Raw genomic sequence first — 12,050 nt, forward strand, 5'->3', positions numbered from 1 at the left:
AGGAAGACGGCACGCGTACGGGAAATGACGCGGGGGTTAATTCCGTCTTTCCTGACGGTCTGACCGATGAAATTCGGCGGCGTTTTCCTAGGCTAGCCTCTGCGCCACCTCCCACGTGCTCCACGCACTTCGTGCGCCCCCCCCATGACGGATAGAGGCTCTTGCTCCATGAACAGCCGTTCCCTGCTCCACAGCTCGGTTTCCCGGCGTCTGCTGCGCCCCGTCGCCGACCTCATAGACCAGCGCATCGAACGGCAGGTCCGTTCGGCGGTCCGCCGCACCGGGGTCCGGGCGACGCCGGCCGCACGGGACGCCGAGCGGCTGGTCCGTGACGTCGAGGCGCTCCGGCATCGGCAGCTCACCTTCGAACTGCTGCTCGGCCCCGGCGGGCGCGGTGTCTCCCGCATGGTCGGCGAGGCTTCGCTGGAGCACCTCTACTCCGAGGTCGCGGCCCTGTCCGGCGACCGCGGCGCGGCGGAGCGCAACGTCGCCGCCGCCTTCCGGCTGCTGGTGGCGCTGGAGTCGCTGGGCGTCGGCCGGATCGCGGGCGGCACCATGAACATCTGCGGCAAGCTCGGCACGATCCCCCTGCTGGACCCGCCGAACGACGAGATCCTGGAGATCGGCACGCTGTACGGCATGTTCTCCGCCGGGCTCGTCCGGATGATGGAGCGCGACGGCCGCAGCCCGAGCCTGACCATCGTCGACCCCTTCGCCGGGGTGCAGCTCCAGCCCGGCACCGACCAGCGCACGGACCCCACGGGGGCACCGGTCGACGAGCACGCCGTGCGCACCAATCTCGCCCTCGCCGGTCCGGCGGGCGCGGCGGCGCGCATCCGGCGGGGATTCTCCGAGGACCCCGAGACCCGGGCGGCCGTCTCGGACCGCGGCTACGGCGTGATCGTCGTGGACGGCGACCACTCGGCCAAGGGCGTCGCCCGGGATCTCGAGTGGGCCGAGGAGATAGCCGTGCCCGGCGCGATCGTCGTCCTGGACGACTACGACGACCCCGGCTGGCCGGGCATCAAGGACGCCCTGGACGAGCGCCTGAGGGGGAAGACGCGTTTCACCTTCCTGGGCAAGGCGGCCCGCTCGGCGTTTCTGCGAGCGGCGTGAGGGGGCTGCGCAGGGTGTGGGGCCGCACACATTGGGCAATACGTGCGATTTTCTGACCGTCGGATCGCGCGTACCCCCTCCATTTCGGCCAACGAGGAGGCATCCTCCCCTCATGGCCACTGCGCAAGAGACGCACGAGTACCCCGGTGAGCTGAACGACGTCCCCGGCTGGTTCTGGCCGCTCGACCAGGTGCTGTTCTCCTGGTTCCTGGAGCGGCAGGAGCGGCTGGACACCCGCGGCGACCTGCTGGAACTGGGCGCCTACCTGGGCAAGAGCGCGATCCTGCTCGGGCACCGACTGCGGGACGGCGAGAAGCTCACCGTCTGCGACCTGTTCGGGGCCGAGCCGCCGGACGCGGCCAACCGGGCGGAGGCGGCCAAGTCGTACTCCTCCCTCACCCGCCAGGCCTTCGAACGGAACTACCTCTCCTTCCACGACACCCTGCCGACGATCATCCAGGCGCCCAGTTCCGCGGTCGTCGACGAGGTGGCGCCCGGCAGCTGCCGTTTCGTGCACGTCGACGCCTCGCACCTGTACGAGCACGTCGCGGGCGACATCGGCGCGGCCAAGCGGCTGCTGGGGCCGGACGGCATCGTCGTCCTGGACGACTTCCGCAGCGAGCACACACCGGGCGTCGCCGTCGCGGCCTGGGAGGCGGTGCTCAACCGCGGGCTGCGCCCCGTCTGCCTGAGCAGCCAGAAGCTGTACGGCACCTGGGGCGACCCGGAGCCCGTGCGGGAGGAGCTGATCGCCGCGCTGCGCGGCCGCGACGACATCGCGGTGACCGTGGAGCAGGCCGCCGGGCACCGGCTGGTGCGGACCCGCGCCAAGGGCAAGCGGCTGCGGCCGCCCTCGCTGCCGTCCTCGCGCCACCCGGCGCCCGCCCCCGTGCCCACCCCGGCGCCGGGCGCGGGCCGGCCGGACGGCGCACCGGTGCCGGGGCAGACCGCGCCGGCCCGACCGGCGGCGCGCGCCGTCCGTGCGGCCCGCGCGTCGGTCCCGCGGGAGCGCACCCGGCGGCTCGCCCTGGACCTGCTGCCGCCGGTCGTCACGCGGGCGGTGCGCCGGTACCGGGCGGCGCAGCGGGCGAAGGCGAGCGGCGCGGGCGGTGCGGGCAGGGCGGCGGGTGCGGCTCAGTCGCGGCGGTAGGTCGCCGCGACACCCTCGATCACCAGGGCCAGCGACTCCTCGTAGTGCCGGTCGTAGTCCGTGAAGATCTCCGCGCCCGCCGCGGCCGTCAGGGGGTAGTCGGCCAGCAGGCGGGCGCGTTCGTCCACGTCGAAGCCCTCCCGGCGCTCGCCGGGCAGGGGCTCGACGCCCTGTTCCTCGGTGACGAAGCCGAGCGTGAACAGGTACGTCGTCGTGGTCGCCCGCACCGCCTGCGCGAGGGTGAACCCGGCGGCGGTGAACAGCCGCAGCGTGCCCTCCATGTACTCGGCGTGCACCGCGCCCGTGAAGCGTGAACCGCTGAACACCTTGGCACCGTCGCGGTAGGCGAGCAGGGCCGCGCGCAGGCCGCGGTTGGCCTTGAGCAGCCGTTCCCGCCAGGTGTCGGCCGGGTCGAGCGGGGTCCCGGCGACCATCCGCCGGTACATCTCGGTGGCCATCTCGTCGAGCAGGGCCTGCTTGTCCTTGAAGTGCCAGTACAGCGCGGGCGCCTTGACGTCCAGCTCCCTGGCGATGGTGCGCAGGGTCAGGCCGTCCAGACCGACCTCGTTCAGCAGCTTCAGCGCCGTGTCCGCGACCCGTCGGCGGTCGAGGGGAGCGCGTCGTTCCGTACTCACGCTTGACACCTTAACGGCGTTAGGGCCATCCTCGGACACGCACGGGACTTAACGACGTTAAGGAGAGTTGCCGTGAATGTCATGGATACGCATGCCCTGGACCGGGATGCGCTGGACACGGACGTACTGATCGTCGGCGCGGGCCCCACCGGTCTCGCCCTGGGGATCGACCTGGCCCGGCGCGGGGTGGACGCGCTGGTCCTGGAGGCCGCCGGGGAGCTGTTCCCGGGCTCTCGGGGCAAGGGCTTCCAGCCCCGCACGATGGAGGTCTTCGACGATCTCGGCGTCGTCGACGCGATCCACGCGGCGGGCGGCACGTACCCGGTCGGCATGGTCTGGAAGAACGGCGCGCGGGTCGGGGAGCACCACATGTTCGACCCGGCCGAGCCGAGCGAGGACTCGCCGTACAACCGGGCGTGGATGGTGCCGCAGTGGCGCACCCAGGAGATCCTGGCGGCACGGCTCGGGGAGCTGGGCGGGAAGGTCGCCTTCCACCACGAGGTCGCCGGTGTCGAGCAGGACGAGAGCACTGTCACCGCACACCTCGCCTCGGGCGGGACGGTGCGCGCACGCTACCTGGTCGCCGCGGACGGCGGCCGCTCCGCGGTACGCCGCGCGCTGGGCATCGGCATGACCGGCGAGACCGTCGACCCGAGCCCGACGCTGGTGGCGGACGTCCGGATCAACGGCCTGGACCGCGACAACTGGCACATCTTTCCGCCGGGCGACGGCGCCGAGCTCCTCGCCATATGCCCCCTGGCCGGCACCGAGGACTTCCAGGTGATGGCGCGGTTCCCGGAGGGCGCCGACGTGGACACCTCCCCGGACGGCGTCCGCAAGGTCGTCGCGGAGCGCTCGCACCTCGCCGCCGAGGACGTGACCGAGGTCCGCTGGGTCTCGGACTTCCGGCCGCGGGCGGCCCTGGCCGACCGTTTCCACGCGGGCCGGGTCTTCCTCGCGGGCGACGCGGCGCACGTCCACTCGCCCGCGGGCGGCCAGGGGCTGAACACCAGCGTCCAGGACGCCTACAACCTGGGCTGGAAGCTGGGCGCGGTGCTGTCGGGCAGCGCTCCGGACTCGCTCCTGGACAGCTACGAGGAGGAGCGGCGCCCGATCGCCGCGCAGATGCTGGACCTGTCGACCGCCGTCCACCGCGGCGAGGTGCGGCGCGGCGGGGCGACCCGGCAGCTGGGCATCGGCTACCGGGACTCGTCGCTGACGGCGGAGACGCGGGGCGCGGTCGGCGAGGACGCGGTACGGGCCGGCGACCGCGCGCCCGACGGCCGGGTGGACGGCGTACGGCTCTTCGACGCCTTCCGGGGACCGCACTGGACGCTGCTGGCGCTGGGCGTCGACGCGCCCGACGGCGCGGTGGGGCCGGCGGTACCGGTGGTGCGCGGGGGCGCGCACGGGGCGTACGGGACGGGGCTGTTCCTCGTGCGGCCGGACGGGTACGTGGGCTGGGCCGGGGACACGCCGGAGGGGCTGGCCGGGTACGCGGGCCGGTTCGGGCTGGGGGGCTGAGGCCCGGACCGGGCCCCGTCCGGGTCAGCCGTCGCCGTCGAGGATCCCTGAACGTATTCGTACCCGGCGGCCGCGATACCGGCACGATCGAACGCCCGGCCGATCTTGGTCAACGCCAGTTGATGCGAACCATCCGGCGGCGGTGTCACAGTGAGCCTCCCCTGGAGAATTTCCACGCGGTGGCCAGGGAGTGCACGGGCGAGCTGGTCGGCAGCCTCGCCCAGAGTCAGCTCCTGCTGCAGTACGGCCATAGCGTCCTCCTCCAAGGCCCGCTCGCCACGAGAGTAACCGGGAACGTCGGACTCCCGCCTTCGATCACCCATACGAGGTAACGCCCCGGCTCAGCCGCCCTCAGAACGCGTCCGAGGGCACATACGTCCCCCACACCTCCCGCAGCGCGTTGCACACCTCGCCCACCGTCGCGCGGGCACGTAGCGCGTCCTTCATCGGGTAGAGGACGTTGTCCTCGCCCTCGGCCGCCTTCTTCAGGGCCGCCAGCGCCGAGTCCACCGCCGCCTGGTCGCGCTCCGCGCGGAGCCGGGCCAGGCGGTCGGCCTGCTGGGCCTCGATGGCGGGGTCGACGCGCAGCGGCTCGTAGGGCTCCTCCTCGTCGAGCTGGAAGCGGTTGACGCCGACCACGACCCGCTCGCCGGAGTCGGTCTCCTGGGCGATGCGGTAGGCGGAGCGCTCGATCTCGCTCTTCTGGAAGCCGTGCTCGATGGCGTTGACCGCGCCGCCGAGGTCCTCGACCTTGCCCATCAGCTCCAGGGCCGCCGCCTCCACGTCGTCGGTCATCTTCTCGACGACGTAGGACCCGGCGAACGGGTCGACGGTCGCCGTCACGTCCGTCTCGTAGGCGAGGACCTGCTGGGTGCGCAGGGCCAGGCGCGCGCTCTTGTCGGTGGGCAGCGCGATGGCCTCGTCGAAGGAGTTGGTGTGCAGCGACTGCGTGCCCCCGAGGACCGCGCCCAGGCCCTGCACCGCGACGCGGACCAGGTTCACCTCGGGCTGCTGGGCGGTCAGCTGCACGCCGGCGGTCTGGGTGTGGAAGCGCAGCATCAGCGACTTGGGGTTCTTGGCGCCGAACTCCTCCTTCATCACCCGCGCCCAGATCCGGCGGGCCGCGCGGAACTTGGCGACCTCCTCCAGGATCGTCGTGCGGGCCACGAAGAAGAAGGACAGGCGGGGCGCGAAGTCGTCCACGTCCATGCCGGCCGCGACCGCCGTGCGCACGTACTCGATGCCGTCCGCGAGGGTGAACGCGATCTCCTGCGCGGGCGAGGCACCCGCCTCGGCCATGTGGTAGCCGGAGATCGAGATGGTGTTCCACTTCGGGATCTCGGCCTTGCAGTACTTGAAGATGTCCGCGATCAGGCGGAGGGAGGGCTTGGGCGGGAAGATGTACGTCCCGCGCGCGATGTACTCCTTCAGCACGTCGTTCTGGATCGTGCCGGTGAGCTTGTCCGCGCTCACGCCCTGCTCCTCGGCGACGAGTTGGTAGAGCAGGAGCAGCAGGGAGGCCGGGGCGTTGATCGTCATCGACGTCGAGACCTTGTCCAGCGGGATCCCGCCGAACAGCACGCGCATGTCGTCGATGGAGTCGACGGCGACGCCGACCTTGCCGACCTCGCCGCTCGCGATCGGGGCGTCCGAGTCGTGGCCCATCTGGGTGGGCAGGTCGAAGGCGACGGACAGGCCCATGGTGCCGTTGGCGATCAGCTGCTTGTAGCGGGCGTTGGACTCGGTCGCCGTGCCGAAACCGGCGTACTGGCGCATCGTCCACGGCCGGCCCGTGTACATCGACGGGTAGACGCCCCGGGTGAAGGGGTACTTCCCGGGCTCGCCCAGCTTCTCGGCCGCGTCCCAGTCCGTCAGGGCGTCGGGCCCGTAGACCGGTTCGATGGGCAGCCCGGACTCGGACTCGCGCGTCATGGTGTGATGCCTCCCGCTGAGCACATGTTCGTACTGCTTCGTCCTGCGTGCTGCTTCGTACTGCTCGAACTGCCCGCCGTTTACCCGCCGGTACAGTCCGGCACTTCGACGGACTGTATCCGCGCGCGTGCACCCGGTGGAGTGGCCCACGCTGGGACCTTCCTCACAACCTCGGTGCGGTCCCGGTCACAACGATGCCGCGCCGTTCGCGGCGCGTCATCCGCGGGAACAACTCAAGGGACGTCGGTGCGGGGCCGTGAGACGACGGGGGGCCGTGATGCGGATGACGGGCATGGGGAACACGGAACGGGCGGTCGCCGTCGCCCTGGGGGCGGTCCTGGTGGCGGGCGGCTGCACCGTGCGGACCACCGGACCGGACGGCGAGGGGCAGGCGCCGGTGCGCATAGACGTCACCACCGGGGCCCCGGCGAAGAGCACGCCGAGCGGGAAACGGCGGTCGCCGGGCGCGCCGTCCCGGGGCCGGGAGTCGCCGGGCGCGCCGTCCACCGGCACGACGAAGGCGGCCAGGGTGCTGTGGAAGCGGGGTGACACGGGCCGGGACGTCCGTGAGCTGCAGGCCCGGCTGCGGCAGGTCGAGTGGCTCGTGGACGGGCCGACCGGGACGTACGACGATCTGACCGAGCGCGCCGTCAGCGGCTTCCAGGGCAAGCGCGGGCTGCCGCGGACTGGCCGGACGGACACCGTCACCTGGCAGCGGCTGCTCGGGATGTCGCACGAGCCGGGCAAGTGGGAGCTGTACCTGATGGGCGGCCAGCCCGCCGCCGCGCCCGACCCGCGCTGCACGAGGGGCCGGGTGCTGTGCATCAGCAAGTCGAGCCGGACGCTGCGCTGGATGATCGACGGGCGGACGGTGTCCACGATGTCCGTGCGCTTCGGCTCGCAGCGCACACCGACCCGGGAGGGCGTCTTCCAGGTCTACTGGAAATCCCGCCACCACGTCTCGACGCTCTACGACTCGGCCATGCCGTACGCCATGTTCTTCAGCGGCGGCCAGGCCGTGCACTACTCCTACGACTTCGCGGCCCGCGGTTACGCGGGTGCCTCGCACGGCTGCGTCAACGTGCGGGACGAGGGGGCGATCGCCGATCTGTACGCGCAGGTGAGGAACGGCGACAAGGTCGTCGTGTACCGGTGAGGCGGCGGGGCGGTGAGCACGCCGTGCGGTGAATGGGGCGCGGGCGGGACCGGGGGAACGTGTCCCGCCCGCGCCGAGGTGCACGAGCCGCAGGTACGGGGGGAACCCCGGCTCGGTGCAAGAAGCCGATGACCAGTCGGCTCACTCACTACTGCGTCCCGGCGTCCGAAAGTGTCACACCCTCGGCGAGGGAATCTTCGTCGGACACGAAAGCGCAGGTCAGACGGGGGTCGCGGAGTGCGCGGCGTGGGGTGCGTAGGCGGGCGGCCGCTGCGGCCGGGGCTCGTAGGCCGACGGGGCGTGGGGGCGGTGGGGACCGTGGGCGGGCGGGGCTATGCCGGCGTCGTCGTCATCGCCGTTGCCGCCGTTTCCGCCCGTGCCGCCGTCGTCACCGTCCTCGTCCCGGTTCCCGTGGCCGCCCTCGCCCTTCTTTCCGCCGTCGCCCTTGCTCCCCTTGCTCCCCTTGTCGTCCTTGCCGCCCTTGCCGCCCTTGCCGCTCCGGTCGTCGCCGGTGTCCCCGCGGAGCTCGCCCTCGTGGGGCGCCTCTGCGGCATCACCGTGCTCTCCGCCGTCCCGGCCGCCGCCGGTGCCGGCGAGGAGGTTGCCGCAGTACTTCGCGACCCGGGACGCTCCCCCGGCCGCCTCCTTCAGCGCGTGCCGTTGCGCGGCGTCGAGCCGCCCGCCGTCGCGGGCCTTGCGGCAGGACGCGGCGAGGTCCGGCCGACGCCCGTCCAAGCCGCCGTTCGGGTCCCGGTCGTCGGCGTCACGGTTCCCGGCCCCGCGGCCGTCCCGGGCGGTGCCCCCGCCGGGCGTGCCCGAGGCGGTGCCCGGGTCCGACCCGCCCTGCACGCCGTCCAGCGGTGAGGGCGGGACGGGCGGACGGTCGGGGGAAGCGGCGGCCGAGACGGTCGCGGCAGGTTCCGGTTCGGTGCCGTCGAACGGCGTCGGCAGCACTCCGGTTCCGGCCGCCACCGCCACACCGCCGACCATGCCGACGGTCAGCGCGGCGGCCAGCCCGAGGCGCAGGGGACGGCTCCAGCGCGCCCGCCGGGCGCCGTCACCGCGCGGGCCGATGCGGACGAGACCGGCGTCCAAGGGCCCGGGGGCGGTGCCGTGCCCGCGGGTACCCGGCGCATCCGCCGCCGCGTCGGCCCGCTCCGCGCGTACCTTGCGGAAGGCGGCCAACGCCGCGGCCTCGCCGGGGAGTTCCTCGCCGGGCGGCGCCGGCGGGGCGGACAGCGCGCCGAGGGCCGCCGCCAGTCGTCCGGCCCGGTCGCGCGTCGCCGGGTCGGCGCTCTCCAGCCCCTCCAGTGGCTCTCCGCGCAGCAAGAGTTCCGCCGTTTCGCGGTCCAGCCACTTGTCCTGCTCGTCGGCCATCACATGTCCTTCTGCGTCCGCGCACGCGTATGCGTCACACTCGCGGACGTCACCGCGCGGTCGCGCGGTTCTCGCTGCGGCGGCAGGGCGTCGAGCCCGCCGTCCGATTCCGGATCGCCGCCGAGCAGCTCGGCCAGGCGCTTCAGGCCACGGTGCGCCGCCGTACGGACGGCACCGGGCCGCTTGCCCAGCGTCTCGGCGGCGCTCTTGGCGTCGAGGCCCACGACCACGCGCAGGACGACCGCCTCGGCCTGGTCCTGGGGCAGCCGGGCGATGAGGGAGAGGGTGCTGCCGGTGGCCAGGGCCTCCATGGCCTCACCGGCGGTGTCGGACTCGGCCGGCTTGCCGGTCAGCTCCGTCTCGTCGCCGCCGATCACCGGCCGGCGGCCGCGCATGCGGATGTGGTCGAGCGCGCGGTTGCGGGCGATGCGGGCGGCCCAGCCGCGGAACCGGTCGGCGTCCCCGTCGAACCGTTCCAGGTCGCGGGCTATCTGCAGCCAGGCCTCGGAGGCGACGTCCTCGGCGTCGTGATCGCCGACGAGCGTGCGCACGTATCCCAGCAGTCGCGGATGCACGGAGCGGTAGACGGTCCGGAACGCGGTCTCGTCCCCGGTCTGTGCCGCACGCACCGCGGTGGTCAGCTCCGCGTCGTCCCCCAGCACCGAGAAGCCTTTCTGCGCCTGAACCGGCGCCGCTCTCGCGGACGTGGTCCTCGCCCTCGTGGTTTCTCCATTGATGGCCGCGGCGGTCTCCCGCAACCCGTCGCGGGAGCGAGCCCCCGCTGATCGGCGCGAATGGCACGTTACGTCGTGAAACCGCCACTCGTCCATGTCCGCCTCGCATTGCCGTACAAGATGCAACTAACCCGTGACGCGGTGAGGTGTGACAGAAAACGCAGTCGCGGCGCTGAAGGGAGTACGGGCCGCCGCGCGGCCCGTGCCGCGCGACGGCCGGGGCCTCTCCTGTGGGGGGTGGCGGCCCCGGCCGTTGCCTTGGCCGCCGCGATCGTCCCTGGTGGGGGCTACGGGAGGTCCTGGTCCGGGACCCGCACCGCGGCACTGCCGCCGGTCTCCACCTCGACGCCTCCTTCGCCGACGGTCCCGTCGGCGCCGATTCCCGCGCCGGTGTCGCCCGCACGGCCGTTCCCGGCGTCGTTCCCGGCGGCGCCGTTCCCGGTGTCGGCCGACGCCCCCTGCCCGGTCGGCCGGGCGAGCAGCTCGGTGCAGTAGGCCTCGACGTGGTCCGCACCGCCCGCCGCCGCGACGAGCCGCTGCCAGGCCGTGGCCCCGAGCGCCTTTCCGCTGCCCGTCACTCGCGCGTAGGCGCGGCACTGGGCCTCGGGGTCCCGGCCGGCGGCCGGGCGGTCCGGCGGCGGGGAGGCACCGGGGGGCGCGGAGGCTCCCGGGGAGGCGGTGCCGCCGGGGGGTGTGGTCGCGTGGCCCGGGGCGGCGGGGACCCGCGTGGCGGCCGGCGGGGTCGCGGCCGGCCGGGCCGAGGCGTCGTCGGTGGCGGCGGGCGGGCGGGTGCGGTCCGGGCCGCCGCCGTCGTCGTCGCCGGAGCCGCCCCCGCCGATGGCCGCGTAGGCGACGCCGCCCAGGGTGAGACTCGCCAGCAGGACGGAGAGCGCGGTCTTCAGCGAGCGTCCCGGGTCTCGCCCGGTCCGCGGCCGCCAGTCGTCCCGCCGCCGGGTGCGCGCGGCCCGGCCGGGTTCCGCGTCCCGTGCGGCCCGGAATGCGGCCACGGCGCGCCGCTCGCCCTCGACGTCGGTACCCTCGCCGCGCAACGCCGCGGCGAGCAGCGCCTCGGTGCCGGGGGCGTCGCCGGGGGCGGGCCGGGGGCCGGCGTCGCGGCCGCGGCCCTCCCCGTGCCGTGCGCCCATGTCCGTCTCCGCTCCCGCTCGCTCCGCCGGGCCGCCGTCCTCGGCGCCCCTCATGTCGACTCCCCCAGCGTCCTGGGACCGTCATCCGTCACACCGTCGGCGCCCAGCTGCCGTGCCAGCCGCTTCAGCCCCCGGTACGTCGCCGTGCGCACCGCGCCGGGCCGCTTGCCGAGCACGCGGGCGGCGGACGGCCCGTCGAGACCGACGACGACCCGCAGCAGTACGGCCTCGGCCTGGTCCGGCGGCAGCCCCGCGACCAGGTTCAGCGCGGTGCGCGTGGAGAGCGTCTCCAGGGCCTGGTCGTGCGTCGAGTGCGGGCCGGGCAGGTCCAGTACGTCCTGTTCGAGCCCGGTCGGTCGGGGCCGCACCTTCTGGCGGCGCAGGTGGTCCAGTGCCCGGTGTCGCGCGATCGTCGCCGTCCAGCCCCGGAAACCGGCCCCGTCGCCCCGGAAGCGCCGCAGGTCACGGGCTATCTCCAGCCACGCGTCCGCCGCCACGTCCTCCGCGTCGTCCCCGACCAGCCCGCGCAGGTAGCCCAGCAGGCCCGGCTGCACGAACCGGTAGGCGACCGCGAAGGCGGCCTCGTCACCGTGCTGGGCCCGCGCGACCGCCGCGCCCAGTTCCCCGTCGTGCGCCTGCACGCGGCGGGGTTCCCCTCGCTGGCCCAAGAACCGTCCTCGTCCGTACCGAGTCCTCCGCGCGCTCGGGTGAGCCCGCCCCCCAAGGTCATCAGCGTCCGCGCGCACAGAAGTGTCACAGGGTGCCGGGAGCCCGTCGGTCCCGGCCCGGCGTCACGGGCCCGCCGTCGCGTCCCGGCACAGCAGGCGCAGCGACCCGTCTCCGGCGAAGCAGCGGCGTGCCTCGTCCATCGGGTCCCACAGGCGGCCGTCCGGCGTACGGACCCAGTGGTCCCCGCCGGTCGTCCACCACTCGCCGCCCGACTGGCGCACGATCACCTCACCCGCGTAGGCACCGAGGCCGCGCAGCGCCGTCTCCACGGCGGCGTACGGCGGCCCCTCGCGCCGGATGCCGTCGATCACCCGGTCGACGCGCCACAGGCTCTCGGCCGAGTAGTCCAGGCGCAGCCGGGCGCCCTCGCGCATCGTGGCCACCGCGTCCGCCGCCCACCGCACCGGCCTCGCGGCGGCCGCCGGGCGGGTCTGCTGCGCGCTCGCCGGCCCGCTCGTCGATCCGCTGGTCATTCCCCTGGTCACAGTCGTCACATGGGCTAAAGCGTCGCGGGACGGGGTTGCGTCACACGCGGGAACCGGCCGTTCCGCA

At 73.9% G+C, this 12,050-nt stretch carries 11 protein-coding genes; 4 read left to right on the forward strand and 7 right to left on the reverse strand.

From position 1 onward, the window contains the following. Positions 1-168 precede the first annotated feature (168 nt). Both NI25_RS14675 and NI25_RS14680 read left to right on the forward strand, forming a co-directional pair. Entirely contained in the window at positions 169-1,116 is a 948-nt protein-coding gene (locus NI25_RS14675; RefSeq protein WP_061442896.1) for a class I SAM-dependent methyltransferase, read from the forward strand. A gap of 112 nt (positions 1,117-1,228) precedes the next feature. After that, a complete protein-coding gene (locus NI25_RS14680; RefSeq protein WP_061442897.1) occupies positions 1,229-2,266 on the forward strand; it encodes a class I SAM-dependent methyltransferase in 1,038 nt (345 codons plus the stop codon). Here the strand turns inward: NI25_RS14680 and NI25_RS14685 are convergent. Further along, a complete protein-coding gene (locus NI25_RS14685; protein ID WP_061442898.1) occupies positions 2,251-2,901 on the reverse strand; it encodes a TetR/AcrR family transcriptional regulator in 651 nt (216 codons plus the stop codon). The genes NI25_RS14680 and NI25_RS14685 overlap by 16 nt on opposite strands. Before the next feature lie 81 nt (positions 2,902-2,982). On the opposite strand from NI25_RS14685, the gene NI25_RS14690 reads away from it, so the two are divergent. Beyond that, a complete protein-coding gene (locus NI25_RS14690; protein ID WP_107071736.1) occupies positions 2,983-4,425 on the forward strand; it encodes an FAD-dependent oxidoreductase in 1,443 nt (480 codons plus the stop codon). A 351-nt stretch (positions 4,426-4,776) separates the two neighbouring features. Here NI25_RS14690 and NI25_RS14695 read toward each other — a convergent pair whose 3' ends face one another. Continuing rightward, complete coding sequence (locus NI25_RS14695; protein ID WP_061442899.1) at positions 4,777-6,357, reverse strand: acyl-CoA mutase large subunit family protein; 1,581 nt, start codon at positions 6,355-6,357, stop codon at positions 4,777-4,779. A 277-nt stretch (positions 6,358-6,634) separates the two neighbouring features. Here NI25_RS14695 and NI25_RS14700 point away from each other — a divergent pair, with 277 nt between their 5' ends. Then, positions 6,635-7,513: a L,D-transpeptidase family protein gene (locus NI25_RS14700; protein WP_061442900.1), complete on the forward strand. Its 879-nt coding sequence runs from the start codon at positions 6,635-6,637 to the stop codon at positions 7,511-7,513. A 219-nt stretch (positions 7,514-7,732) separates the two neighbouring features. Here the strand turns inward: NI25_RS14700 and NI25_RS14705 are convergent, their stop codons facing one another. The 5 genes from NI25_RS14705 to NI25_RS14725 all read right to left on the reverse strand — a co-directional run bounded on the left by NI25_RS14705 (position 7,733) and on the right by NI25_RS14725 (position 11,971). Further along, complete coding sequence (locus NI25_RS14705) at positions 7,733-8,890, reverse strand: hypothetical protein (protein WP_061442901.1); 1,158 nt, start codon at positions 8,888-8,890, stop codon at positions 7,733-7,735. After that, on the reverse strand, positions 8,890-9,552 hold the full coding sequence (locus NI25_RS14710; RefSeq protein ID WP_061442902.1) for an RNA polymerase sigma factor: 663 nt from the start codon (positions 9,550-9,552) through the stop codon (positions 8,890-8,892). The genes NI25_RS14705 and NI25_RS14710 overlap by 1 nt, the downstream gene beginning before the upstream one ends. A gap of 359 nt (positions 9,553-9,911) precedes the next feature. After that, positions 9,912-10,823 (reverse strand): hypothetical protein, encoded by a 912-nt coding sequence (locus NI25_RS14715; protein WP_061442903.1) that lies wholly within the window; start codon positions 10,821-10,823, stop codon positions 9,912-9,914. Continuing rightward, positions 10,820-11,437 carry an RNA polymerase sigma factor gene (locus tag NI25_RS14720; protein WP_061442904.1) on the reverse strand — a complete coding sequence of 206 codons (618 nt, stop codon included), beginning with the start codon at positions 11,435-11,437 and terminating at the stop codon, positions 10,820-10,822. The genes NI25_RS14715 and NI25_RS14720 overlap by 4 nt, the downstream gene beginning before the upstream one ends. A gap of 123 nt (positions 11,438-11,560) precedes the next feature. Beyond that, positions 11,561-11,971, reverse strand: coding sequence for a hypothetical protein (locus NI25_RS14725; protein ID WP_199560908.1), 411 nt, complete (start codon positions 11,969-11,971; stop codon positions 11,561-11,563). Positions 11,972-12,050: the final 79 nt, after the last annotated feature.

Origin of the sequence: Streptomyces sp. CCM_MD2014 (assembly GCF_000772045.1) — a bacterium.
GTDB lineage: Bacteria > Actinomycetota > Actinomycetes > Streptomycetales > Streptomycetaceae > Streptomyces > Streptomyces salinarius.